This window comes from Shewanella sp. HL-SH4, assembly GCF_051164845.1.
Classification (GTDB): Bacteria; Pseudomonadota; Gammaproteobacteria; order Enterobacterales; family Shewanellaceae; genus Shewanella; species Shewanella glacialimarina.
The window spans coordinates 2,284,879-2,310,334 of record NZ_CP195037.1 but is presented as its reverse complement, the minus strand read 5'-3'; the positions used below and the strand labels follow the sequence as shown (position 1 = coordinate 2,310,334).

At 41.3% G+C, this 25,456-nt stretch carries 21 protein-coding genes; 10 read left to right on the top strand and 11 right to left on the bottom strand.

Annotated features, from left to right (window positions below; all coding sequences use genetic code 11):
• Window position 1: 1 nt before the first annotated feature.
• Window positions 2–1,489, bottom strand: coding sequence for a DUF4145 domain-containing protein (locus tag ACRWQL_RS11090; RefSeq protein ID WP_434949981.1), 1,488 nt, complete (start codon window positions 1,487–1,489; stop codon window positions 2–4).
• A gap of 39 nt (window positions 1,490–1,528) precedes the next feature.
• Window positions 1,529–2,281, bottom strand: coding sequence for a hypothetical protein (locus ACRWQL_RS11085; protein WP_434927480.1), 753 nt, complete (start codon window positions 2,279–2,281; stop codon window positions 1,529–1,531).
• Between the two features lie 158 nt (window positions 2,282–2,439).
• Here ACRWQL_RS11085 and ACRWQL_RS11080 point away from each other — a divergent pair, with 158 nt between their 5' ends.
• Window positions 2,440–2,973: a DUF2780 domain-containing protein gene (locus ACRWQL_RS11080; RefSeq protein ID WP_434927481.1), complete on the top strand. Its 534-nt coding sequence runs from the start codon at window positions 2,440–2,442 to the stop codon at window positions 2,971–2,973.
• 158 nt (window positions 2,974–3,131) lie between these two features.
• Entirely contained in the window at window positions 3,132–3,581 is a 450-nt protein-coding gene (locus tag ACRWQL_RS11075; RefSeq protein ID WP_434927482.1) for a TerB family tellurite resistance protein, read from the top strand.
• A 6-nt stretch (window positions 3,582–3,587) separates the two neighbouring features.
• Here the strand turns inward: ACRWQL_RS11075 and yjeH are convergent, their stop codons facing one another.
• Window positions 3,588–4,877, bottom strand: a complete 1,290-nt coding sequence (yjeH, locus tag ACRWQL_RS11070; RefSeq protein ID WP_434949979.1) for an L-methionine/branched-chain amino acid transporter — start codon at window positions 4,875–4,877, stop codon at window positions 3,588–3,590.
• A gap of 141 nt (window positions 4,878–5,018) precedes the next feature.
• Between yjeH and ACRWQL_RS11065 the strand changes: the two genes are divergently transcribed.
• On the top strand, window positions 5,019–5,453 hold the full coding sequence (locus tag ACRWQL_RS11065; RefSeq protein ID WP_226412653.1) for an Lrp/AsnC family transcriptional regulator: 435 nt from the start codon (window positions 5,019–5,021) through the stop codon (window positions 5,451–5,453).
• A gap of 154 nt (window positions 5,454–5,607) precedes the next feature.
• Here the strand turns inward: ACRWQL_RS11065 and ACRWQL_RS11060 are convergent, their stop codons facing one another.
• Complete coding sequence (locus ACRWQL_RS11060; RefSeq protein ID WP_434949977.1) at window positions 5,608–6,438, bottom strand: HDOD domain-containing protein; 831 nt, start codon at window positions 6,436–6,438, stop codon at window positions 5,608–5,610.
• A 476-nt stretch (window positions 6,439–6,914) separates the two neighbouring features.
• Here ACRWQL_RS11060 and menD point away from each other — a divergent pair, with 476 nt between their 5' ends.
• Genes menD through menE form a run of 4 tightly spaced genes read left to right on the top strand, consistent with a single transcriptional unit; the run spans window position 6,915 to window position 12,033 of the window.
• Window positions 6,915–8,654, top strand: coding sequence for a 2-succinyl-5-enolpyruvyl-6-hydroxy-3-cyclohexene-1-carboxylic-acid synthase (gene menD, locus ACRWQL_RS11055; protein ID WP_434949975.1), 1,740 nt, complete (start codon window positions 6,915–6,917; stop codon window positions 8,652–8,654).
• Window positions 8,654–9,493, top strand: a complete 840-nt coding sequence (gene menH / locus ACRWQL_RS11050) for a 2-succinyl-6-hydroxy-2,4-cyclohexadiene-1-carboxylate synthase (protein ID WP_434949973.1) — start codon at window positions 8,654–8,656, stop codon at window positions 9,491–9,493. Before menD ends, menH begins: the two co-directional genes overlap by 1 nt.
• Window positions 9,494–9,502: 9 nt before the next feature.
• Window positions 9,503–10,528 (top strand): o-succinylbenzoate synthase, encoded by a 1,026-nt coding sequence (menC, locus tag ACRWQL_RS11045; protein WP_434949971.1) that lies wholly within the window; start codon window positions 9,503–9,505, stop codon window positions 10,526–10,528.
• 8 nt (window positions 10,529–10,536) lie between these two features.
• Window positions 10,537–12,033 carry an o-succinylbenzoate--CoA ligase gene (gene menE / locus ACRWQL_RS11040; protein ID WP_434949969.1) on the top strand — a complete coding sequence of 499 codons (1,497 nt, stop codon included), beginning with the start codon at window positions 10,537–10,539 and terminating at the stop codon, window positions 12,031–12,033.
• Window positions 12,034–12,186: 153 nt separating this feature from the next.
• Here menE and ACRWQL_RS11035 read toward each other — a convergent pair whose 3' ends face one another.
• On the bottom strand, window positions 12,187–14,166 hold the full coding sequence (locus tag ACRWQL_RS11035) for a methyl-accepting chemotaxis protein (protein ID WP_434949967.1): 1,980 nt from the start codon (window positions 14,164–14,166) through the stop codon (window positions 12,187–12,189).
• A 648-nt stretch (window positions 14,167–14,814) separates the two neighbouring features.
• On the opposite strand from ACRWQL_RS11035, the gene ACRWQL_RS11030 reads away from it, so the two are divergent.
• On the top strand, window positions 14,815–15,873 hold the full coding sequence (locus tag ACRWQL_RS11030) for a PepSY-associated TM helix domain-containing protein (protein ID WP_434949965.1): 1,059 nt from the start codon (window positions 14,815–14,817) through the stop codon (window positions 15,871–15,873).
• Between the two features lie 52 nt (window positions 15,874–15,925).
• Here the strand turns inward: ACRWQL_RS11030 and nfuA are convergent, their stop codons facing one another.
• On the bottom strand, window positions 15,926–16,504 hold the full coding sequence (nfuA, locus tag ACRWQL_RS11025; protein WP_434949963.1) for a Fe-S biogenesis protein NfuA: 579 nt from the start codon (window positions 16,502–16,504) through the stop codon (window positions 15,926–15,928).
• Window positions 16,505–16,786: 282 nt separating this feature from the next.
• Window positions 16,787–17,692 (bottom strand): ComF family protein, encoded by a 906-nt coding sequence (locus ACRWQL_RS11020; RefSeq protein WP_434949961.1) that lies wholly within the window; start codon window positions 17,690–17,692, stop codon window positions 16,787–16,789.
• A 30-nt stretch (window positions 17,693–17,722) separates the two neighbouring features.
• Here ACRWQL_RS11020 and bioH point away from each other — a divergent pair, with 30 nt between their 5' ends.
• Together bioH and ACRWQL_RS11010 are read left to right on the top strand one after the other, a co-directional pair.
• A complete protein-coding gene (gene bioH, locus ACRWQL_RS11015; protein ID WP_434949959.1) occupies window positions 17,723–18,508 on the top strand; it encodes a pimeloyl-ACP methyl ester esterase BioH in 786 nt (261 codons plus the stop codon).
• Window positions 18,509–18,602: 94 nt separating this feature from the next.
• Entirely contained in the window at window positions 18,603–19,103 is a 501-nt protein-coding gene (locus ACRWQL_RS11010) for a hypothetical protein (protein WP_434939387.1), read from the top strand.
• Between the two features lie 124 nt (window positions 19,104–19,227).
• On the opposite strand, the gene ACRWQL_RS11005 is transcribed toward ACRWQL_RS11010, so the two are convergent.
• The 4 genes from ACRWQL_RS11005 to ACRWQL_RS10990 all read right to left on the bottom strand — a co-directional run bounded on the left by ACRWQL_RS11005 (window position 19,228) and on the right by ACRWQL_RS10990 (window position 25,430).
• The gene (locus ACRWQL_RS11005) at window positions 19,228–21,240 is read right to left on the bottom strand and encodes an LTA synthase family protein (RefSeq protein WP_434949957.1); all 2,013 of its coding nucleotides are present in this window, start codon (window positions 21,238–21,240) and stop codon (window positions 19,228–19,230) included.
• Window positions 21,241–21,532: 292 nt separating this feature from the next.
• Entirely contained in the window at window positions 21,533–22,996 is a 1,464-nt protein-coding gene (locus tag ACRWQL_RS11000) for a sensor histidine kinase (RefSeq protein ID WP_434949955.1), read from the bottom strand.
• Window positions 22,996–23,670, bottom strand: a complete 675-nt coding sequence (locus ACRWQL_RS10995; RefSeq protein WP_226412625.1) for a response regulator transcription factor — start codon at window positions 23,668–23,670, stop codon at window positions 22,996–22,998. The genes ACRWQL_RS11000 and ACRWQL_RS10995 overlap by 1 nt, the downstream gene beginning before the upstream one ends.
• A 92-nt stretch (window positions 23,671–23,762) precedes the next feature.
• A complete protein-coding gene (locus ACRWQL_RS10990; protein WP_434949954.1) occupies window positions 23,763–25,430 on the bottom strand; it encodes a phosphoethanolamine transferase in 1,668 nt (555 codons plus the stop codon).
• Window positions 25,431–25,456: the final 26 nt, after the last annotated feature.

Genomic DNA, 25,456 nt, shown 5'->3' with positions numbered 1-25,456 from the left:
ATCACGAGCTTAGATTAAGCATATGTTTTGCTTGTTGTAGGGCAGCCAACTCACCTTCACTAGGCTGAAGCGCGGTCACGCAGTGGTTGTCAATAACACTGTCAATTTGCATTAATAGCGACTGCCACAAAGGCGCTACTACTTGCCGCTGAATATCATTGCCATGCAATTTTGCCTGTTGTAATAAGTAAGCTGATTGCACCACATCGACTCGACCTAACATACCGTCAGCCAAAGCAACGCTGAGCTCAATCATTGCGGTAACATTATGGCCATACTTAATCACATCATGTAAGTAGTGCTCGGCTTGTTCTAGTTCGGCTTTAGTGGCGTGTTCATGGTGAAGAATAGTCGTAGCGCAATGTAACATGGCATCTAACTGGCCTTGGCTGGCCGCTTCTTGCATCCATATTTGACTTTGCTCAAGCTGCACATCGATATTATCGCCAACATTTAAAGCCAACTTTTCGGTTAATAGTAACGCTAAATGATACTGCGCCTGAGGATAGCCAGACTCTGCCGCTTTGCTCATCCAAACATATGCCTTTTGGTATTCACCAGCTTCATAAAACAATACCCCAAGATTAGACATAGCTTCAACATTATCAGCTTCAGCCGCTTGGGTTAGCAATAATTTAGCCTGCTCAACATCTGCACCAAAAGCCTCACTGCCCACTAAATAGAAGTAACCCAGTAATGCTTGAGCATCGGCAATGCCATGCCTAGCGGCTTGAGCAATAAGTAACTCGCCTTGTTTTGTGTGCTGGACTTTTTTTGCTGGGTCAAAATCAGCATAACCATGTAGCAAGCTGACACCGTGCTCATATAATGCCGCATGCTCAAAAGGTGCTGCCTGGGCAAACCAATAAGCCGCCTGAGCAAAAAGTCGCTGCATCTCATCCTGATTAGACTGTGAATTATGTGTTTCATCGGGAGCAACAGCTTGAGTGCCAGTTTGATCTTGAGCCATTAGTGCTTGAGCTTTTAGCGACATTGCCACTAAATACTGAGCATGATGGTCATTGTGCATCATGGCGCGATAGCATACATCTCTGCCCGCCAATGAATCAAAAGGCACAAATTGATAAGCAGGCGCTGACGCTTGGTGCACTAACGGATAAAGCTGCTTGATCACGTCAATAATGTGCTTAATTGATTTTTCAGCCAAGGACACTAACTGATGTTGGGTAAGATGATATTTTTCTGGATGAGCACCACGATTACCGTCAGCACGCAATTTATGCATGGTACGAATAGCAGTAACGTCAATAAGGCGAGCTTGGTTTAATTGCTCAATGCGATCGTATAGATTAGGCCCAATAAACTCTAGCTGATGCTGTTTAGCAACTAGGCTGGCAAGTTTGTGAGTAAAGCTGCGGATATAAACCAGCGCTTGAGTGGGAATGTCACGAACATAACTCTTTGCGCTGGCATAATCTTCACCAAGTTCAATGGAGAATTGGCTAACTAACTCAGTATCAGTTATCAATAGACTCTCCTATCAACTCAGTAAATTAGGTCTAATAAATTACACTTCTGTGTGGTTATCATCATCTGTTGAGGCGTCATCTATAGGAGCATCAATTTTACGATTAACCATATAGAGACGGAACAATGCCACGTTAATAAATAACCCAAAAAAAGCGAACACAGTGTCGGTAATTAATTGCAGTGGAAAACCAACTTGTGCAGCCATTTGTGAAAGCGTACCACTGATTAATATGAGTGGCAGATACAACATTAATATCGCAATGGTTTTAACCGTAATCGGCCCGGTAAATATAAAGCTAGCTTTAATGGCTTCCAAAGGCGTTAAACGCTCAACAATAACCATAAAGTTCACATAAGCTAAGCGCGAAAATAAATAAAAACTAATCCCAAAGCCCACTATGCCAAATGGACCAAAGGCAGCAAATAGCATCACGGGTGTTAAAATAGCTAAACCAGAAAACACTCCCGCAAGTAATAAAGGCGGCACAAATTGAATGCTTTGTTTAAATACCATAGCGGTTGAAACATCGTGGCCACGTGAGCGCACCTCTAGGTATACCGTAATTGCTGCTATCAATATAGAAAACAGTAACAGCAACACCATCATGGCTGCGGCGTGAATACTACCAAACTCTGGCGTTTCAGCCTGGGCTTGCATCAACATCTCATTACCCAGCCAAAGCTGGATCATCACTTGTATCAGTAATAACGGAAAGGTTATTGCGGCAAGTTGGCTAATATGATTACGAAAAAAATTATAGGCTTCAGTCAAAATCGCTGAAAGTGACATAAGTGAGATCCCAAAAATCGGCTTAAGATGATTATGGCGCTAAGGATACCCAAAATTGATCGAGTTTGCACAAAACAAAATCTTCATATGTCGTATAGAGGCAAAAAAAGTTAACATAATGCCAATATCAGCACTATTTTTACCAAAGGATCAACTTTATGAACCGTTCTATTATTGCCTGTTCAGTATTATCAGCCGTATTACTCTCTGCTCCAGTAAATGCTGGTTGGTTAGACAATGTCACCAAAAAAGAAGTTGTCCCCGTAGCAACCCAAGCTGCTGCAGTAACTGGGTTAGCGGATAACGCCTTAGTGGGCAATGTTATGTCCCAACTTGGCTTAACTGAGCAACAAGCTGCTGGCGGCTTAGGCTCGATACTGAATTTAGCCCAGTCAAACCTAGGCAATAACGATTTCAGCACCTTAAGTAACAGCATTCCCGGCATAGACTCATTATTAGGTGCAGTACCGGCCATGGGTGGTGATTCAGGTATGTCAGGCTTATTGTCAAAAGCAGGTAACCTAGGTTCATCATTCCAGGGCGCTGCAGTTGTTTATGACTCTTTTGAAAAACTGGGTATTTCAAAAGAATATATTGCGCCTATGGTCGACATTGCTAAGCAATATTTACAGCAACAATCAGGTGAAGGCACAGTTGATTTGCTTATGAAAGGTTTAGGGTCGCTGCTATAAAACATTAGCCAAACCTTGTCAGCTAATTGATCTGCTCATTTACAAATATAAACATAAATTAATGCCGAGCACTGTGCTCGGCATTGTTGTCTTTGCTAGGATGTATGTTGATTAAGATGCGTCTTTGTTAGAAAGAGGCCAAATAAAGAGGAACAACGATGATTGCCAAACTCAAACAATTTATTCAAGCTCGCTCCCAGGCAGACAGCCCTGAAGATAAAACCCGTCAATTGCACCTGGCGGCAGCCACACTGTTACTCGAAGTGGTCTATGCAGATGAAACCTTGGATGACAATGAAGCAGCACTGTTACCTAGCATGCTTGCTAACGCATTGAATATCACTGCCGAGCAAACAAAAGAGCTAATTGAAGAAGCGAGCTTAATCAGAGGTAACGCAACCTCGTTATTTGAATTTACCGCTGAAGTGAATCAAGCGTTCAGCCTTGATGAAAAGCAGCAATTACTGCTGGCAATGTGGCAATTAGCTTATGCCGATGGTGAACTATCGCAACATGAAGACCAAATTATTCGCCGCTGTGCTGATTTACTTCATCTCAAGCACAGCGAACTGATCCAAATGCGTAATATCGCTATATCCCAAAGCTAGCTCAGCTTATTCCGGCAAGTGAGCCGGAGCCTGTATGGACTTGCTTTGTAAGTGTGTTTTTTGCCACCACATGAATGGGGCTATAACAACGACCAACAAAACTGCATACAGCATGTTGTCAGCAAGGGCGATTCCAATGCCGACACAAAATAGGCAGCTAGCAGCCACTAAAGGCAGATAACGCTTACTCAATAGTTTAACCGCTGAGAGCATCGCCAATAAATAGATAATCACAAATACTCCATTGCTCCAGGCAATCAGTTTTTCTAAATCCTGATTAGAATAAAAGGTCAGCACAATCACTAATGCCATAGTGCCCAGAATGGCAAACAAGGCCCTAAACGGAACACCATGGCGATTTAGCACCACAAAGTATTTAGGTAAAATACCTTCTTTGCTAAAGCTCCACAGTAATCTTGCAGCGCTTCCAGCATAAACATTTACCGTTGCCAAACCACTGGCTATACCTAAAACACCGATTATTTGAGCACCATAACCGTGTAAAAAGCTGTCACTCAGTAGGTAGTCAAACGCGCTTATCATCGCTACGCCACTTTTATCCGACGGCACCATTAACAATAAAAATGTACAGGCTAAGTAAATAACACCCACTAACACTGTACCCATTAAAATGGCAGGTAACATGTCCTTATCTGGGCGACGAAAGTCGCTAGCAAGATGGGTCATAGCTTCAATACCTAAAAAGCTCCAAAAACCTATGCCCATTGCCAACATGACTGTACTCACCTGTGGATGGCTAGTTTGGTTAAAAGACTCAAGTTGCTCTGAGTTGAGACCACTTGCGCCAAATAATATTGCCACTACAGCCACAATCGCCAAAGTTAATCCAAACTGCAACTTGGCTGACACCTGAATACCGCGAATGTTTAGGCCTAACAACATCAACACAACAAATAGTTCGGCGACTAATTGCCAGCCATTGTGCAGTGGCACTAATGCGTTCATAAATTGAAAGGTCATTAAAATTGCCGCAGGCGCACCAATAGGAATAACGAGTAGAAAAATAAGCCCAATGGTTCTGCCTGCAGTTCGGCCAAATGCTTTCTCAACAAAATAAGCTGGCCCAGCTGCGTGGGGGAAACGGCTCGCCAATAATCCAAAGACTAACGCTACCGGAATAATGGCTAAAGTCAGAATTAACCAGCCTAATAAAGCTCCTGAGTCCGCCACTGCTATCGTCATTTGCGGTAATATAAACACCCCTGTACCCAGCAAAGTGGTGGCCATTAAGCCTGCGCCTTGCCAACGTCCTATGGTTCCTGTGATTTGATTCATTTGTTATTCTACTGGGCTTATTTTAGGTTATTATAGTGTCACATCGGTTTTCATTCTGTCGGCGATATAACGCAAACTGCTCGATTAAACCCACAAAATGACGGTGAAAAGCAAAAAAACCAACAAAATGACGGATCAGCTGTGGACAAATTTGATAAAGCCATTATAAATGAGTTACGCCAAGATGCGCGTCAAAGTATTTCGACTATTGCAGATAGAGTCAATTTATCTCGAAGTGCTGTGACCGAAAGGATTAAAAAACTGGAAAACACCGGCGTGATCCGCGGCTACCAGGTGCTTTTAAGCGAATCGCAAAAACAAGGGGTATCAGCTTACTTTGAAATCCAGCATAAATGCCCGCGGTGCGCAGATGTGGTTCACGTTTTTCACAGTATCCCTGAGGTCATTACCTGCCAGGGCATTACCGGTGACATGGACTTATTAGTCTATGTACATGCAGACTCAATGAAGCGCTTACATGAAATTCGTGAATTTATTGATGCACAAACTGACATTATTAAAATCAAAACCCACGTGGTAATGAGTGAATGGATAAATAATCTCAATTCGGATTAAGCTAAATAAGCGTTCTCATAATCGGGTTCAATCAAGCAAGGTGTAGGCACTAATTTATAAATAAAAAAACCAGCAACCGAGTAAAAGTTGCTGGTACTGTCTTATGGCAAGATTTGATGCTAAATATATGAAAAATTTGACTCTACAAATCGATTTACACTAATTGCTTACCAATCTCTAAGCCTTTACCGCGTAACTCTTCTAATTTCTCAGCTAAACCTGACATATCCATTTTAATAATACCGGCTTTATTCACTAGGGCAGCAAGCCAGGCAGTAAAGATTTCTTCCTCACGTTCATCATCCCAATGCATATAAATATTTTGAGACAAATACATTAAAATCGCTAGTTTTGACGCAGGTTCTGCCGCGATAGGATTACGTTGAAACTCGATTCCAGCCACTAAACTAGGGGTGAATTTCCAGTTTTTAGCCAACAGAGCGCCAACTGAAGGAGAGTCAAAACCTAACAATGTGGTTTCAAGCTCTTGCGCATTACCACCTTGCTCAACCGCCGCACGCACTTGTGCCGCTAAGCTAGGTTCAATGGTTGCCACCAATAACTCACCAATACGATGTAAAATACCACAGGTAAATGCTTCATCTGCCGGTACATTACAGCGTTTGGCTAATTCTTGGCTGTAAAGTGCAACCTCAAAGGTCTGGCCCCAAAAGTCAGCTAAATCAATACCGTCTACCTTAGGAATTGCACCAACCACTGCAGAGGCAATGACTAAGGTTCGTAAAGTTTGCATTCCGAGGCGGATCACAGCTTCATCAATCGAACCCACTTCTCGACTGCGGCCAAAATGGGCAGAATTAGCTAAACGAAGTACCCGCGCGCTGATCAATGTATCTTGAGCTACTTTTGATGAAATACTTTTTACTGAACTATTTTCATTATTAACCGCTTCGAGTAATTCACTGATCGCTTTAGGTAAACGAGGAAGTTCATCAACTCTTTTTAATAGCGCCGCAGTCTGCATATATGTTCTCCTGATGATTCACCTATATCCTCTTTTGATAAGGGATGAGTTCACTTAATTGGTCAGTAATATTTAGCCAATTAACCGACTCACTATGGTAGGCGAGATTATTGTGTTTTTATCCTGTTATAACCAAGTTGTAACCGTCATAAGCAAGAGCTAGTGTGACTCCGATTGCATAAGCAATTGCATTATCAATCGCCTAAGCAATTTAAGAATCAGTCTATCGCTAACATCAAGCTATCCTGTTGATGTTTGATTTTTCTTGTTTAACAGTTTGACATTGTTTAAGTATCTGGCTTTATATAAATCATATATCTAACATTAGCACAACAAAAAATTTACTTGTGGGGTTTTAGTAAATATTTTCACTGATATTTTTCAATGCCATGTTAAAAATGAAAACTAAATCTTAGATATCCCTATGACGAACGGTTACACTTAAAATAGACTCTTTTTTGCAGGTGTTTGTTAATATGCAATCTCAGGCCAGTGCCGATTTAAATATTTTGTGGGGCCAATTAATTTTTGAAGAACTTAGCCGCTTAGGGGTTAAGCACGTATGCATGGCGCCAGGTTCACGCTCTACACCTTTAACATTAGCCGCAGCATCACAAACCAGCATTAGTCGCCATATTCATTTTGACGAACGCGGACTAGGCTTTATGGCACTGGGGTTAGCCAAAGCAAGCTGCGCTGCAGTGGCGATCATTACCACCTCTGGTACAGCCGTTGCCAATTTATACCCTGCAATAATAGAAGCATGGTTAACCCATGTACCATTAATTATATTATCAGGCGATCGCCCGCCAGAATTAATTGACTGTGGCGCCAATCAAGCGATTACTCAGCCGGGTATTTTTGGCCATTATGCAGTTCAGGTGAATCTACCTACGCCAGATTTAGCTTTACCAGCAAGTGCACTGTTAACCACTATAAATCAAGCGATTAGCCAAACTAGCCAACCAGTACACATTAATTGTATGTACCGTGAGCCGTTTTACCCTAATGAACTTAGCCCCCTAACCAAGCAAGCTAAAAATGCGCCGATTGTTATTCAACAATATCTAAAACCTCTTTGTCAGTGGTTAAGCCATCAACATCCATATAGTTATTATCATCCAACAATGGGCGCAAAGCTGCCCAGCGAAGATGGCTTAAAACGCTTTGCCCATGGTAAGGGCGTTATCGTGGTGGGCACCTTGTCACCTGAAGATAATCCGCAACAAATTGTCGAAATAGCTCAAAAACTGGCCTGGCCGATAGTAACCGATGCCCAATCTCAGCTAAGACAGCATTCAGGGGTTATTGGTAATGTCGATCAACTGCTGCTTTGCCCTAGAACCAGCAAGCTATTAGAACAAGCTGATCGTGTCTTGGTGTTTGGTGGACGCTTTATTTCCAAGCGCTTAATCAGCTACTTGGCAAATCAACTTTGGCATAGTTATTGGCAAGTTTTACCTCGCTCAAATCGTTTAGACCCTAGCCATCAAAGCAAACAGATTTGGCAAACCAGTATCAGTGCATTTTGTAAATTAGCCTGGCCACGATCATCAAGTGCCAACTGGGCGCTAGAACTCATTAACCATAATGAAGCCCTAGCTGAATTATTTATCCAACACATTGACCAAACTCAATTTGGTGAGGCACAAGTTATTCGCTGGATTGCCCAACAACAAACTGCCGATAATATTTTATTTATTGGCAATAGCCTACCGATCCGTTTATATGATATGTATGCCCCAATAGGCCCAGCTTTGCCTAAGATATACACTAATCGCGGCGCCTCTGGTATTGATGGGCTGATAGCCACCAGCGCAGGGGTTGCTATCGGTCACAAACTCCCTATGGTTATGATAATAGGCGACATTTCTTGCTTACATGATTTAAATTCTTTGGCGTTATTGAAGCAAATCACCTCAGCGTATGTGTTAGTGGTATTAAATAATGACGGTGGTAATATTTTTAATTTATTACCTGTTCCAACCGAACAACTCAGAGATGAATTTTATCGTTTATCACATGGATTAGAGTTTGGTTATGGCGCAGCAATGTTTGGCTTAGCTTACCGTCAAGCCGATGATTTAGAGTCGTTTACCCAAGCCTATACCGAAGCTATGGACTTTAATTGCGCCAGCGTAATTGAAGTGAATGTCAGCCATGATCAAGCGAGTAATCAAATCGCTCAAATTAGCCAATGGGTTAAACAGCATTAATGACTTGGATTAATCGATACGGCAACCCTAAATTAGCTGCCATGGTGTTTCTACATGGCTTTATGGGAGCAAAAGAAGACTGGCAACCTTTGATGGCCAAGATGAGCCAGTATTACCATTGCATTTGTATCGATTTACCTGGCCATGGCGGCAATCAATATCGTTTACCGACCCCAGGATTATTAGAGGCTGCTGAACATATTTTCGAGGCGGTAACTCAATTAGGCTATCAAAATTTTCACTTAGTCGGTTATTCGCTAGGTGGGCGCATAGCTTTGCATATCGCCAAACAGAGGCCACAAGCATTACTGAGTTTAGTGCTAGAGTCTGCCCATCCCGGTTTGCAAAATGAACTAGATAAACAACAAAGAATACTAAGCGATAAACGCTGGTCAGATAGGCTTATCGCCCTTCCTTTGAAACAATTTCTGAGTTTATGGTATCAACAAGCGGTATTCTCAGGCTTAACCTTAGAGCAGCGCCAATGGCTAATCAGTAAGCGCCAATCGAACAATCCACATCATCTTCATGCATGCTACCAAGCAACCTCATTAGGTTGGCAGCAAGACTGTCGAGACGTGTTGCAACAACTCAAGTGTCCTAGCTACTTTATTACTGGCGAGCAGGATAAAAAATTTCTGCAAATAACCAGTAATTGGCTAGAACAACTGCAACAAAGTGCCCAAGCAAACATACCAACCTCTAGCGTAGAACAAACATTTATATCACAGCCTCATGTGAGCATAATTGCAGGAGTGGGTCACAATATTCATTCAATACAACCGCAAATGTTCGCTGACAGGTTATTATTGTTACTTCGCGATGATCCACAAAAATAAGAGTGCCCTATGACTAAGATCGCATCGTTTGAATTGTATCAATTTCAAATTGATTTAACCGTACCTTTACCTGTTGCTAAACAACGCATTGATCATCGAATTGGTATTATTGTTAACGTGACACTGGACGATAACCAACAATATTTTGCCGAAATATCTCCCCTTGCAGGTATTGATATTGAAGGTTTACCATTGACTGGATTTAGCCATGAAACCCTCGCGCAAGTTAGCGCTGAACTGATCCAGCTTCAATCTCAGTTAATAGGGCAAGAGATCACTGAACTCGCCCTGGCTGCAGAGCGTAGTTTATTGCCTTCTGTGCAATTTGGTTTAAGTGTATTAGCGGCCAAATGCCTGCAACAGTTCCCCGTTAGAGTCATTAATCAAGCAAATATCCCTTTGCTGTACCAAGGTTTATCCATAACGGTAATTGATCAAAAGCTGGCTGATTTAAGCCATATACACAGTGTAAAAATCAAAGTGGCACAAACCGACATGGACAGTGAAATTGCTTTTGTTCATCAGGTGTTAGCACGTAAACCCAGTTTAACGCTACGTCTTGATGCTAATCGCGGTTTTACCCTCAATCAGGCGGTCGACTTTTTAGCCTGTTTACCTAAAAAACAAATCGAATACGTTGAAGAGCCTTGCCAGCAACCCAGTGACAACTTGAAAATGTATCAGCAACTCGGCATTAAATACGCATTAGATGAGTTTTTGCTAACCACAGATTTAGACTTCGATAAATTATTGCAACAGCAACCAGGCATAGGGGCGTTTATTTTAAAACCTATGTTACTGGGCTCACTCAGTAAGATGCAAGAGATTGTCAGCCTGGCCGAACACCAAGGTGTGCGTTGTATTTTAAGCTCAAGCCTTGAGTCTGATGTCGGTATTGCTGATTTAGCCCTTATTAGCCAGGCACTCACCCCTGATAATCCACCAGGGCTTGACACCTTAAGTGCATTTAGCCAGCGTTTGTTAGATGAAAATGGCCAATTAAAGCTTAATAAGCTCAAACTGATTAAAGGCTAGTCAGCGATATGATGTTATCTCCAGTTCAACAAGCCGCGCGGCAGTCCGCTGATAATACTGCAGTGTTACTTGAGGGAGCATCGATAACTTACGCAAACTGGGCAGCACAAATTTCTGTGCTGTCAGCTAACTTGCTACAACAGGGGGTAATGCCTGGTACTATTATTGCGACCATTATCCCAACACCAGTTAACGCCAATAAAATCTCAAATCACGACTTAGCTCAGCAAACCTTTGCCATCATGACACTTTATTGGGCATGTGTTGAAATTGGCGCCATATTTTTTCCCATCAACGGCCACTTTTCTGTTAACCAAATCGAGCAACTACTTGGCCGTTTTCAGATCCATTTTATTTGGCAACAAAGCGAAATAATATCGCTTGAGCGCCATCCAGCGTTAATTGATTTAGCTCAAAACGTAACGACTGATCATCAACTCGACAATAGTCAGCCCGTTTATGCTGTGCAAAAAGTAAACCCGCACAAGCCGGTTAATATCATTTTGACATCGGGCTCTAGCGGCACGCCCAAAGCGGCTGTACATGGGTTAATCAATCACATTGCCAGTGCTCAGGGCTCAAGCCGTTATATTCCGCTGCATAATAACGACCGTTGGTTACTGTCATTGCCCTTGTTTCACATTGGTGGTCTGGCAATAGTTAATCGCTGTGCCCTCGCTGGTGCATGTATTGTGATTAAATCAAACTACATCACATTGGCGCAGCAACTTGAAGATGAAGCAGTTACCCACGTATCTATGGTGTCAACACAAGCGCTGCAAATTCTGCAGCAAGCGCCACAGGCGTTAAGCGGATTAAAAGCCTTATTACTTGGTGGTGGGGTTATCGAAGCTACATTGATAGCATCATTAGCACAGAAAAAAGTGAACACTTATACCAGCTATGGCATGACAGAAATGAGTTCGCAAATCACCACTGCCAAAGCTAATTTACAGCAACATCATGGCCGTGCATTACCTAATAGACAGTTAAAATTGGTTGATGGGGTTATTTGGGTAAAGGGTGAGTGTTTGTTTCAAGGCTATCTAGAGATAAATCAACAGCAACAATACCAGCTGCATTTACCTGTCGATCAACAGGGCTGGTTTTGCACACAGGATCGCGGCCAATTAAATGAAAAAGGCCAACTGATATTATTAGGTCGAGTCGATAACATGTTTATCTGTGGTGGCGAGAATATCCAACCAGAAGAAATTGAATCAGTGTTACTGCAACATCCTTTAGTGGTTAACGCTATAGTCTTTGGCCTTGCTGATGACAAATTTGGTTTACTACCCGCGGCGATTATTGAATACAAGCAAGCTGAAGTACCAACGAAAGTAGAACAACAATTAGCTCAAATGGTAACGCGACAGCTTGCTAGTTTTAAGCGCCCCAGACACTTTTATGCCTGGCCAGATATCGCAATTAATGGCCTTAAAATTAATCGAAAGCAAATCATTGCCACAGTCATCAGCACAGTCCATAACTTAAAAAATAGCTAGGTGAAAAAGTACATAAATGAAAACCTGACTAGGTGATGTCGTATCAACCCGTATAATTAAGGTACGCTATAACGAATACCTAGATGAATCCTAAAGAGCAATTAACCATAAAGGTTCCGCATCCCCCTATGCGGGGGATGCTTATGGTATTGACTATTGCAGTTTAAACTTCAGCGTAATGCCATTTAACTGCCTCACTAAATGACTTAAATCAGCGCTGGCCTCTGAAATTTGCTGTGCTCCTTCAGCATTTTGTCTGCCAACATCATTAATCGTCACTAAACACTGATTAATTTCTTCAGCGGCATCGGCTTGCTGCACAGCTGCAGCAGCAATTTGCTGCGCATTTAATGCGATTCGATCAATTTCTACGGTAGTTTCTTTAAACGAGTTTTGGGTATCACGAGCCTTCTCTACAGTGTCTAAAGCATGCTCTGCGCTGTATTTCATTACTGTAACTGCGTGATTAGTTTTGGTTTGCAGAGTTTGGATCATCAATTCAATATCTGCCGTTGAGTTCTGGGTTTTCGACGCTAATTGTCTAACTTCATCGGCAACAACGGCAAAACCACGTCCCTGCTCCCCTGCTCTAGCGGCCTCAATCGCGGCATTCAACGCCAGTAAATTTGTTTGCTCAGCTATCGATCGAATAACCTCAAGCACTGACCCAATGCTTTGGCTCTGCTTAGCAATTTCTTGCACCACATTTGTAGCCTTGGAGACTTCGTCACTTAAGGATAAAATAACGATAATAGTCTGTTCAATGCTGTCAGTAGCAGCCTCAGAAATATTAGATACATGGCTGGTTGAATCTGCTACGTTTCTAGCGTTCATAGCAACATCTGCAATCGTAGTCGCCATTTCTTGCATTGCTACGGACACATTATGAATATTGGCCTGTTGTTCTTGTAAACTGATATTTGATTGATGGCTTGTTGAGCTAGTTTGCTCTGCTGTGGCGGATAATTGCGATGTGGCATCAACAATGCTGCCGATGATTTGTCTTAAATATGTCGACATAGTACGCATGGCACCATATACACCAATCAACTTAACGTTAGATTCAAAGTTAACGGTAAGATCACCACTGGCTATGCGCTCGGTAATCACTTGCATTGTTTTGGGTTCTCCGCCCAAAGGACGCAAAATTGATTGCGTGATCACATAGGTAATCATCAAAATACCTATCACCGCAAGCACGGTAATAAGCAAAATAACCCAGCGCAAATGATGCACAGCAGCCATGGCTTCGGCTTCATCAATTTCAACTAGCAAGGCCCAGTACAAATCATTAATTTTAATTTGTGCATATGAGGACAGTACCGGATTACCATTGTAATCAGTGATTATTTGCGTGTCTGACGTCCCTTTTAATGCAGCATGAGCAGCAACAGTATCAACGCCATTATTTTTGACATTACCACTAAAACTGGCTTTTACTGAATGTCCTGTGGGATCAAGAAAAGAGTCTGAACGCATCCGCAAATCTGGCCCTACAAGATAACTTTCGCCTGTCTCACCCATACCAGCCCGTAGCTGCATGATTTCATTTATCGACTCAAGTGACAGCTGTAAAGCAATCACGGCTTTCACCTGATTATTTTCAATAATCGGCTGAGCGATAAAGGCCGCTGGCTCACCATTACTCGGTGCATAGGGAGCAAAATCGGTGATCTGGTAACTCTGTCGACTCATGGTTTGGCGAAATAACTCACCCAAATTTGAGTCTCTATAATTGCCGTTATTTAAATTCGTTTGGTAATCTGACTCTTTAGCAACCGTATATAAAATGTTACCCGAAGGGCTAATCACAAACAGATCATAATACTGATACGCGCTGACAAACTGCGTCAGGTAGTCGTGCTGCACATCAGCACTACGGGATAATTGCGCTTCATCATTGAAGTTTAAGTTTTTAGAAAGGGTATATTGCAGTAAGTTTAAATCTCCCTGCCGTTCAGCAAAGTAAGACTCAATTTGTTCTTTTTTGATGTATTTAATCGAATCAAGCTGATTGAATGCTTGTTGGGTTAATGTTTGGCTGCTGATGTAGAGCACGGTAATACTGATAATACATGCTGGGATCAGGCCTATCGACAAGAAAGCCAGCAATAGCTTTTGCTTAAGTTTCATTTAATAACCTTTAAGTTCATCCGTGATGATTGCGTGAGGTAGAGTATCCCTTCAATATTAAACTGCGATATTAATTGGAGTTTTTTCACCATCAAAATGGCATAAAACAAACAAAAAATACTAATACACTGTTTTAAAATCTTTTTTAAACGCTGTTTTAAACACTATAACAATAGATGTGAAAAGAATTACGCGCAAATATCAAAAGTGAATGAGATAGAGTTAATTAGCAGAAATACCTTACAAATGACAAAAAGCGCGGATTAGATAGACCATTTTTCAACAAACATTAGCAATTAATTATTAACCAATACTTAATTTATCGTGACAACACCATGGGCAGTCTTCTCTTACAGCAAACGATATCCACCCTAGCGTGATATTCACCTCTTTAACCCGAGGTGAGGGTAAATACATTACTCATTTTAAAAAACCTACCACAATAGGTTAAAGACCTTTAAATACAGTATTTTAAGTAAAATAAAATACAAATTTAACAGATTTTGATTGATATTCACAAGGAGTATAGTTGGCATCTTTACACTTCTTTAATTGATGAATTAAACGATATTAATTATCATTCGCATAAATTAAACACAATACTAAATAGTCGTGACTTTTTCACGATCAAAACTGAGAACGTTATTTATGAGAGTGGTATCAGCTTTAAAATGGTTTCATAACTGGGTAGGATTTTTTATTAGCATTACTATGCTCATAGTCTTAACCACAGGGGTCTATCTTGGCAGCATGGATATGCTTAATCGCCTAGACAATAAAGGCCAGCAATTTGTGCCGCTAAACACAGCAGAAAAAGCACAGGTAACCCAAACTGTGTTTGAGCGTTATCCTGAAATGAGTACAGTACGTTTTCCAACCGAACACTCACCTTTTATTGAAGCCGCGACCCGTGGAAAAAGTATTGCGTTAGATAATAATCTAAATGAAATCTCCATCCATGAATCTAAAAATGTGCCTTTTTATAGTACAATTTTTTGGTTACACAGAAATTTTTTACTCGATGATGTGGGCAAATATATCAACGCATGGGCTGCAATCATTGGCGGTGTGATTACCTTAATTGGGATTTACTTATGGTGGCGGGTACGCAGTGGATTTAGGTTTAAACACAGTGTGCCAAAAGACACCCGTTCAAGCAGCTTAGTGAAAAGCCATATTCAACTAGGATTATTTATTTCACTACCGTTATTTATTTTGTGTATAAGTGGATTTTTGATCACTTACAAAGGCTTATGGACGGATTATTTACAACACCAGCAAGCACCCAATGTGTCTTATCCGCAAAGCCAGAAAAACGACTGGTACAGCCAACTAGATACCGCTCAGAAGCTTTGGCCAGAATCACTGTTAGTCGCGGTAAGTAAACCAAGGCAACCAGAGGCGCAAGACGCTACAGAACAAGATTTAGAATACAGTATACGTTTTGATAGCCACAATAGTGTGTGGTTAAGACAAGCAGATAACATTACGATGAATTACCAACGAGGTGAAATTCAGTCCGCATTAAAGCACAGTGACCGACCGATTGCAGGTCAAATAGCCAGCTTTGTCAGACCGCTCCATGATGCACTGAATATGCCTTTTAGCTATGTACTATTCATTACTTTCGTATCTGTAATTGGTACATTTATTTTATTGTTTAGTGTAGTAACGTTTTATCGACGGACATTTAAATCTAAAGCCTGATATAACAAAAAACGCGCCCTATAGGCGCGTTTTAAATCAAAATAATCAAAGATTAAGCGTAAGAGTGATCACCATGTTGATGATCAGTCACATCACGCACACCCTTAAGTTCACCTGGGAATAGGTCAAGTAATTGCTTCTCGACACCATCTTTTAAGGTGATATCAACTTGAGAGCAACCATTACAACCACCGCCAAATTGTAATACGGCGACATCTTCAGCAGAAATTTCAACCAACATAATGTTGCCGCCATGGCTAGCAAGCTGTGGGTTTATTTCCGACTGAATAACATATTCAATACGTTCTTTTAATGGCGCGTCGTCAGACACTTTACGCATTTTGGCATTTGGTGCTTTTAAGGTTAACTGCGAACCCATTTGATCAGTAATATAATCAATGGTGGCCTCTTGAAGAAAAGGCACACTTTTCTCATCAACCATAGCCTTAAATCCGTTGAACGGTAATTCCATATCATCATCTTCTACCGCATCTGGTGGGCAATATGACACACCACATTCTGCTTGCGCGGTACCAGGGCTGATAACGAATACACGAATATGCGTACCTTCGGTTTGATCTGCTAATAATTTTACAAAATGAGCCTGAGCTGCTTCGGAAATGGAGATCATAAAACTTACTCCGTCAGGTAATACCTGAGTAAATTAGTGAGAATTAGCACCATGATACTCTGTGTTGCATTCTCTTTGTAGCCCTCTTCATCGTTTGATGATTAAAAAATACAATAAATCACCTGCATTAATGGGTAATAATAGAAGTCTAGTATCAAAGTGACACTAGGAGTTGTTGAGTTTTCGTAGTCAAAGTTTGTTCGAGTTAAACTGTTTTGTTCTTTATATTAGCCTGCAACGCAAGGTGTTATGCCTAGCATTCAAGCGAATATATTGATCAATTTAGCCGCGTAACTCAGGCGCCTCGGCACGCGCTAAACTCCATGCTTGACTAGCTATGTGGTGTTGTTTTAGTAATGCAGCTATCTCATTAATCGTCGTGCCGGTTGTGACCACGTCATCAACCAGCGCCACATGTTGGTAGCAAGATTGCTTCGGTACTAATTCTGATGCTAAGTCAGGTTCCAGTGATGTCATCAAAGCAAAGGCTTGGTGACAGTTGTCACGTCTTTGTTTTCCGTTCAGTCCCGCTTGTGGCTGCGTATCTTGAAGTCGAAAAATAAACTGATCATCTAACGGCAGGTCAAGCATCGCACTAAGTTGTTTGGCAATTAACCACGCCTGGTTAAAGCCCCGTTGACGTAAACGATTTGAGTGTAATGGCACAGGAATAATCACTTGGGGTAACTCAATTAAACCTTGTTTAACAAGTTGTTGAATGCGGTATGCCAGCTGTTGTGCCAGTACCTGTAAAGCGGCTATTTGGCGCTGGTATTTTATCGCACTCACCAGTTGGCCTAAACCTTGATGATAACTGCAAGGCGCAATCACTTTAATCGGCAAGCTAGCCATACACTGACCGCAATACTCTTGTAACTGCACTAACGGTTTAGCACACCCCAAACACACTTCGGTTTGATATAAACCACTCACTAAACAATGCTGACATACCCCAGTGAGTACTTGACCGTCAAATAACTTCGCATAGCCTTGCTGCTCAATCCTTTGCTGGCACAGTAAACAGCGGTTAGGTAAACTGCGACGAATATAACGACTAAAATGGGTTAATAACCTAACGCCTTTAGCATGTAAGGCGGCTAATGGGACAACAGCAGACTGACTTTGGAGTTTAATCTTAGGTTGATGATTGTATAGCTGCGTGCATCCTTGCTTATTAAGTGAGTTCACTATTCATTCCTTTAAATAGAGGTTAAAAAATTGCCAAAACCCAAACTGTATATCAATACCCTAGGTAATGGCCAAGATATCGTGTTACTTCACGGTTGGGGCGTCAATAGTGCGGTGTTTGAACCCTTAAAACAGGCCCTGTCTGAGTATAGAGTGCATTATGTCGACTTGCCCGGTTTTGGTGACAGTGACCCTATTGAGGGCGATATTGATGACTGGGTTGCAGCGCTAGCAACACAATTACCCGATAATGCAATTTGGTTAGGCTGGTCATTAGGCGGGTTAGTTGCCACTCAAGTAGCATTAACATTTCCAACTAAAATAAAAGCCTTAATTACAGTCGCATCGTCCCCTTGTTTTATGGCGCAGCCCGATGAAAAGCCGCAACCCTGGCCAGGCATTGCGCCGCAGGTATTATCTCAGTTTTCACAGCAGTTACATAAAAACCTGCCTAAAACCATTGAGCGCTTTTTAGCTATTCAAGCCATGGGCAGTGAAACAGCAAAAGCAGATATTCAAATGATAAAACATCTGGTGCTGGCTAAGCCCTTACCCTGTGAGGACAGTTTGCTGCAGGGGTTAACTATGCTGGCAGAGGTCGACTTGCGCCCTCAATTAAACGCTATCAAACAACCTTGGTTGAGGATATGGGGCAAATCAGATAGTTTAGTGCCGAAAAGTGGGCTTAAAATGCTAGTAAAAGCTAAAAATATCGATGACATTATCCTAGCCAAAGCATCCCATGCGCCTTTTATCTCACATTCAAGCCTATTTATTGAACACCTTTGTGACTGGATTAAAGGTATTAACAGCTAGTACTTTAACATCGCTTAAATATTGGCTATAATTTAACCGCCATAAAAACAAATTAACTTCAGATATAGATTATCCCGAGCGGAGGTTATTGAGTATGTTGATTAATTCCCATTACCCGCAAGTTTCGATAGTAACCTCTAATGTTGCGACGGATTCTGCACGGGTGGATAATCAACAAAAGCCGCCCATTATCCCACCGCAGCAACCGACAAAGAATCATCCTGAGCGTGCTTACAATCAACAAAATGAACGCACTCAAGCGCACAATATTGTTGAACAAAAACAGCAACAGCAGCGTTCAGCAAACCAAAGAGAAGCCATTGTTCAACAATTAGTTGCACCTAAAAGCTTACAGGGACAACCGCTAAATATAGTGGCAAACAACACGCCAACCATACAGCGTAAAGATATTCGTATTAAACAATCGCTCCAAGCTGAACAAAGCACAACGCAAAGCAGTAAGTCTTCGGTACGTAATGATGAAATGCCCAAGCAAAGCTCAGCGTATTATCAGCAAGTAAGGCAACATGTTAGCCAATATTATGGCCAAAACAACATGCCGACCAATCTTGCGAGTATCCCTGATACGGTATAAGACGCCCTCTGACGTCTTATACCTACTATCGTCTTAACCTATCTCACGCCTAGACACTTTCACGGCATGGCAACTAACTCGACTGAATAACTAGCGCGACTGAATAACTAGCGCGACTGAATAACTAGCGCGACTGCTGCTCTGTTTGAGTTTGTTTCGGCAAAGTAAACCAATGATTGTTATAGGCAGCGCTACCCCACAATGCAATTCCGAGTGCATTTTCAGCTTGTTCGGTATCTAGTTCACGTGACGTTAGTGTTTCTGCACCAAAATCATATACAAAGCTTTTAGCAGCTTGTTCTGGCTGTAATATAGTCACTTGATTGCCTTCCATTAAGGCAAAGTTTTTATCATATTGCATCATGGCTCGACCCGGCCAATCTGCCGCTTGTTGGGTTAAATCACGTCCTAACATAGGGTAACTGTCTGAAATCCCCATCATAGACAATAACGTCGGCGCCATGTCAATTTGGCTAACCACTCTAGGGTCACGCATGGCTTCAATCCCACCCCCTAAAATCAGTCCCGGGATACGAAAACGTGAAATAGGCACTAAGTTAGCGCCGCCGACACGACTATCGTGATCAGCTACCACAAGAAATAAAGTGTCTTTCCAATAGTCTGCTTTTTGGGCTTTTTTGAAAAACTCGCCCACTGCGTAATCCGCATACTTCACGGCATTGTGCATGGTATATTGCGGTTGTTCATACAGTTCAATCCGGTTATCAGGGAACTCATATGGGTCATGATTACTAGAACTAAACACTAAACTAAAGAATGGCTTACCTTGCTCATGCATAGCGGTAAACTCGTCATGGGCTCTAAACAACAAGTCCTCATCTGACACGCCCCAAGATGCGACAAATGCAGGTTTTTTGTAGTCATTTTGATCGATTATTTGACTAAAGCCATTGCCCAGGAAAAAGCTGCGCATATTATCAAAATGACTTTCGCCACCATAAATAAATTGGGTTGAATAACCGTTACGCTTTAATAATTCTGCAATGGTAAAAAAGTTAGTTTGGCTTTTACCCAACTTAACTACCGCACGAGCGGGCGTTGGAGTAAAACCTGTGGTAATAGCTTCAATTCCTCGTACTGAGCGGGTTCCTGTGGCGTAAAGGTTTTCAAAAAACCACCCTTGTGAGGATAACTCATCAATATTAGGTGTCAGCGGTAACCCGCCTAAACTGCCAACAAATCGAGCGCCTAAACTTTCTTGCAAAATAATCACTAGGTTTTTAGGCTTACCCTGATAAGTTGCCTGGTTAAAGGTCAAACTTGGCAAGTCAGTTGACGTAAATGCTTGTGCTGAACGACCACTTTGACGGCGAATAATATCGATAACCTTTTGATCATCTAACTTGCCGTATACCTTTGAGGCCTCTTCTTCATTACTCATTTGTTTAATGGCGAAAGTGAGTGAGTAACCCGAGTTCAATACTAATGAGTTAACTAAAGGATCATCTGAAAACGCGACTAAAGAAGGGTTTAATGGACGATGACCTAAAGAAGAACGCGCTCCTAAAATAGTGACACAAATAACTAAAATGGCCATCACAGGGCGCCAATACCACCGCGGTGAACGTACATTTCGGGTAAAATAGTCAGACAAGCGCCAGCCTGCATATAATGTTGCTGTAGACACTACAAAAGCGAATATCAGTTCAGCCTTTCGACCGGCCCACAACATCGACAGCACTTCTTTAGGGTAAATAAGGTATTCAACATATAAACGATTCGGTCTGAAGCCGTATTCTTGAATAAATGACGGCGTCGATATTTCTAAGAACACGATTAACCACAAGCCAAGAGTTAGCCAGACTTTTAAAATCAGTGCCCACAAGCGCCCTATTGCATGATTTCCTGCAAATAATGCAGTACCAAGCGCTGCAATACCGAACAACCAGCACAATGTTGCAAAATCAACCCTTATGCCCTGAAATATAATATCTGACCATCCTTGAGCGTCATTGACTCGTTCAAGTTGCCACAGTGATAAGCCAATACGGCTCAATGTAGTCACAGCTAAAATGATCAGCGCAAACACCAAAATAGCGCTATAGATATTATGTGGCTTGGGGTAACGAGACGATCTGATGTAGTCGACATTCGACTTGAGGGAAAATAACCCCATTAATGACTCCAATATATTATTCTGTTATTTTTAGGATACTTTATGTCTATGGCACGATACTTTGTGTCATAACAGCAATCGGTTTTAACACCGGCAATCAGCGACGTGCACGTTAACAGAATACTAACATGTGTCAAATAATGATTAATGCGATATTGTTCAATGATTACAGTCAGCTTATAAAATAAAACTCATTGTTTATGATTATTTCGATTCAAATTTGACGCTCAATATAAATATTAGTTCACTGTAAACTAATAAAATTCACATTTACTTAACCCATTGTCTCTTGTCAGCCACTAATATCGCCCATCACTGGCAATGCAAAGGTAAATGCGATTCGATTTGTGTCAACGAGGCCAAACGAAAAAGCGTATTGGTTTACCTGGGCTATATTATCCACAATAGCTAAACCCAGCCCATGCCTATTTTGGTGTTGACGTGACTTTTCGGTTTGAAACAAAGGGAGCGTCAAACGGTCTAAATCATCATCACTGATACTATTAAGTAACTCATTTTCAATGGTGATCACTATCATCGCTGATTTGTTGCCCTGAACAGGTTGTTTTTGCTTAGTAAGACGAATATCAACCTTTGACTGCTGCGGGCTGTAAAACAGTGCATTATCAATCAAGTTATACAGTACAGTATGAAGCGAAAACGCATCTGTTTGGCACATGACTCCATTTAACTCACTGATGACGTTCACTCTGGCTAACGAACCGCTTCGCAAAGAATTTAACTCAGCGACGATTTTTTGAATAAAAGCTTCAACATCAATCAAAGTTTGGCTTAATTGCAACCCTTCGGAAGACGCCTTTTGCAGTAATAATAAATTATTGACTATATCTTTCATTTTTAAGCTTATGCTGAGTACATCTTGCTTGTAGCTCACGCCTATTCGTTCGTCGTCGGGATAACGTATATAGATTTCACTTAAACTAATTAGCTCACTGATCGGGGTTTTAAGCTCGTGGGCAATATCGGCGGTGATCCGTTTTTCATTCTGCAGATGTTTGTGATTGATTCTTAGAAATTTATTGAGTTCATTTTTTATCGGTTCAATTTCGATAAACGCTTTAAAATGGGCAGGAAGTTTTAATTCAGCTTGTTGGAAGTCGATATCTTTGAGTGCCTGGTTTAGATCATTCAATGGCTGTAACCCCCGATGAATTAACTTCACCACGGCCCAACGCATAAATAAAATCACCAGCAATAAACCCACAGCTAGACTGGAGTCGATAATAATCAGAATATGATTTAACTCTTCTTCTGACAGCGCCACAGTTAATACCATGGGAGCGATATTTTCAGTGATGACACTTTGATATTTATCAGGCACCTGTGGTTCAAAAACAGACACCATTGCTCTTCCTGAACGCCCATCTGGCAAGGTCACATCGAAAAACTGACGACCATTGATAGCCAAATCGGCTTTTATTAGATTTGCTTGAGCAAAATGCGCTAAAGATTCAGACCGTTCGAACACAACGCCATTTTGCCACAGCTGAAAATACTCCCCTTTGGCAGGTAAAGTAAACTCAGGCATAAACTCCCCCGCAAAATCAAACTCGACTCCTGCCGGCGACACTTTAATTAAGGTTTTAAGGTAGTTCGACTTGGTGATTAATGCATTATCAAATTCGGTATCAATCCAGTTATCAATAATGATATCAACGGCTAAAAATACCAATACCACAATAATTAATACCGCCCATGTCATCCTATTAACTAGGTTATTAGCTAATGATGTCATTAATCTTCACCCACAAAATAACCAAAACCGCGTTTGTTTTTTATCGGTAACGTCGCTCCCACTAGATTTGCTTTTTTACGCACGGCCGACAAATGGGCTTCGATAGTATTTTTAGATAAATGGTTAAATGAGCCGACAACGGCTTCACTTATTTGTTCAGGATTAAGCACTTGATTAGGGTTGTTAAATAAATACTCGATAATTTTGTATTCATTTTTAGTTAACTCTATGATTGTCTGCTTATAAATTAATACCTTTTGATTATCATCAAGCAGTAACTCACCCAATCGTATATTTTTCGAATGTGAGGTTAGATCACCGCGGCGGCCCAAGGTAACCAAACGAGCCTGAAGTTCGTCAAATGAAAAAGGTTTGGTGAGGTAATCATCAGCCCCAGCGAGTAAACCGGCGACGCGATCTTCAGTTAATGATTTTGCCGATAAGATAATCACCTTGGCTTGGTTGCCCAGTTTACGAATACTTTTAAGTAAACTAATACCATCCACATTGGGCAACATTAAGTCTAAAATAATAAAGTCATAATGATTTGTCAGCGCCATACTGAGGCCTTCAGAACCATCACCAGTTTCATCAACCGTATAACCCAAATGATCCAGTCCTACTCTGATCCCCCGACGAAGCGCTTCAGAATCTTCAATTAGCAACACTTTCATCTATCTTCCTGCTTATTCCATTAACGCATTTATAGGTATACCACTGGACATCTCAAGCGCCAGCATTCTGTCGATTCATATATCTACATTGCTTAAATCACTTTACAGCCATGGCTAATATCAAGTTGGCTATTTTTTAAATGGGTCTCTACGCCATATAAACCCAACAAGGTATGAAAAAGATTGGCATGTGAGTGTTCACCTTTACTGGCCTGTTCAACAATGCATTTCCGGTCAAGCATTTTTGCTTCTGTATAGCTTTCAGGCAACCACATCAGCCAAGGCACATGAGTTTGTTGGCTTGGGGCTATCGCGTAAGGTGTACCATGCAGATAAAGACCATTTTCACCTAATGACTCACCGTGATCAGAGACATACAACATGGCAACCTGATATTCAGACTCATACTGCTTTAATACACTAACAACCTGAGACAAAATATAATCGGTGTAATGTATCGTATTGTCATACACATTAACGATTTCTTCATCGGTACAGTTTTCAATATCACTGCGATTACAAGCGGGCGTAAACACCTCCATCTCTTTCGGGTAACGCTTCCAATATGTCGGGCCATGGCTACCAATAGTGTGCAAAGCAATAAATTGATTTTGCAAAGTAGACCCTAGGTCATTTACCGCGCTTGCTTTGATATGAGCTGACAGTTGTTCAACTAAAACCGCATCAAAACAGGTTAGACCATCGCAAAGCGGATTATTATCACTTATGGCGACCTCTTTCTTAGTAATGCGACTAGCAACCTCTTTGTCACCACCATCACTTTCAAACCAAGTCACTTCAATGCCCGCTTGCTGTAATACCTCTAACACATTATCTTGGGCATTAGCCTGATTTCGCTTAAAATTATCCCGATTCATATCAGACATCATACAAGGTAATGAATGCGCGGTTGCCGTGCCACATGAAGATACATTAGCAACACTGATCATATCCAGCGACTGAGTAAAAGGATTTGTGTTTCGAGAGTAGCCATAATAAGCCATATTTTCCGCCCTAGCTGTTTCGCCTACTACCAGGACAAATAGGGTTGGCTTTTGGTTTTTCTTGGCATCTAAGTGGGCATCTGTGCCACGCGCCTTGTAAACTAATGGCTCTGTTAAATAGGTATTATTGATGTACTTAACGGTATTAAAAATATGTGCTGGGTTAATCATTTTATTTAAGTAATGATTATTACGCCCTACAGAAGCGTAATCTTTGTAAAAAAATAACGCTACAACACCAACAAGTGCTAAGCCAATAACAACTAATCCAATACGTTGCAAGACACCTTTTAAGATACTGTCGGCCCGAATAACCCGAGTTCGTAACAATAATAATGATGGAAAAATACCCAAAGTGCTGACAAATAACACCGAGGGTAAACTCACATAAGACCAAGCCTCACCAGTATTAGTCTCAAAAATATTTTCAATCATGCCATAGTCAAACATGACGTTATAAAACAACATAGCGAACATGGTCGTGGCTGACGACACTAATAACAATGTCACAAAAGGCTTAAAAACATACTTAATGGAAATAGAAAGCATGCTGAAAATAATTAGGAATAGCCCGGTTAACAGCACAGCAGGAGACAGCTTAAACAGCAGATGGCCTTCTGTTGATAATTCATAAATACGTTGATTAATTGGGTAATTTAACACAACAGCAAAATAAACTGACAATAGAATAATAACGCTAGTGACATGTAATTGAGGAGAGCCAATACGTAAAAATAGTTTAGAAAGTGTCGACATGCTTTACCTATTATTATTTAATATTC

Bases quoted from the DNA above. Each gene is read 5' to 3' on its own strand.
- menC (WP_434949971.1), top strand. From the start codon at position 9,503: ATGACTAAGATCGCATCGTTTGAATTGTATCAATTTCAAATTGATTTA.
- menD (WP_434949975.1), top strand. From the start codon at position 6,915: ATGCAATCTCAGGCCAGTGCCGATTTAAATATTTTGTGGGGCCAATTA.
- ACRWQL_RS11030 (WP_434949965.1), top strand. From the start codon at position 14,815: ATGAGAGTGGTATCAGCTTTAAAATGGTTTCATAACTGGGTAGGATTT.
- ACRWQL_RS11035 (WP_434949967.1), bottom strand. From the start codon at position 14,166: ATGAAACTTAAGCAAAAGCTATTGCTGGCTTTCTTGTCGATAGGCCTG.
- nfuA (WP_434949963.1), bottom strand. From the start codon at position 16,504: ATGATCTCCATTTCCGAAGCAGCTCAGGCTCATTTTGTAAAATTATTA.
- ACRWQL_RS11005 (WP_434949957.1), bottom strand. From the start codon at position 21,240: ATGGGGTTATTTTCCCTCAAGTCGAATGTCGACTACATCAGATCGTCT.
- ACRWQL_RS11000 (WP_434949955.1), bottom strand. From the start codon at position 22,996: ATGACATCATTAGCTAATAACCTAGTTAATAGGATGACATGGGCGGTA.
- ACRWQL_RS11060 (WP_434949977.1), bottom strand. From the start codon at position 6,438: ATGCAGACTGCGGCGCTATTAAAAAGAGTTGATGAACTTCCTCGTTTA.
- ACRWQL_RS11080 (WP_434927481.1), top strand. From the start codon at position 2,440: ATGAACCGTTCTATTATTGCCTGTTCAGTATTATCAGCCGTATTACTC.
- ACRWQL_RS11075 (WP_434927482.1), top strand. From the start codon at position 3,132: ATGATTGCCAAACTCAAACAATTTATTCAAGCTCGCTCCCAGGCAGAC.
- menH (WP_434949973.1), top strand. From the start codon at position 8,654: ATGACTTGGATTAATCGATACGGCAACCCTAAATTAGCTGCCATGGTG.
- menE (WP_434949969.1), top strand. From the start codon at position 10,537: ATGATGTTATCTCCAGTTCAACAAGCCGCGCGGCAGTCCGCTGATAAT.
- ACRWQL_RS10990 (WP_434949954.1), bottom strand. From the start codon at position 25,430: ATGTCGACACTTTCTAAACTATTTTTACGTATTGGCTCTCCTCAATTA.
- ACRWQL_RS10995 (WP_226412625.1), bottom strand. From the start codon at position 23,670: ATGAAAGTGTTGCTAATTGAAGATTCTGAAGCGCTTCGTCGGGGGATC.
- ACRWQL_RS11085 (WP_434927480.1), bottom strand. From the start codon at position 2,281: ATGTCACTTTCAGCGATTTTGACTGAAGCCTATAATTTTTTTCGTAAT.
- yjeH (WP_434949979.1), bottom strand. From the start codon at position 4,877: ATGAATCAAATCACAGGAACCATAGGACGTTGGCAAGGCGCAGGCTTA.
- ACRWQL_RS11010 (WP_434939387.1), top strand. From the start codon at position 18,603: ATGTTGATTAATTCCCATTACCCGCAAGTTTCGATAGTAACCTCTAAT.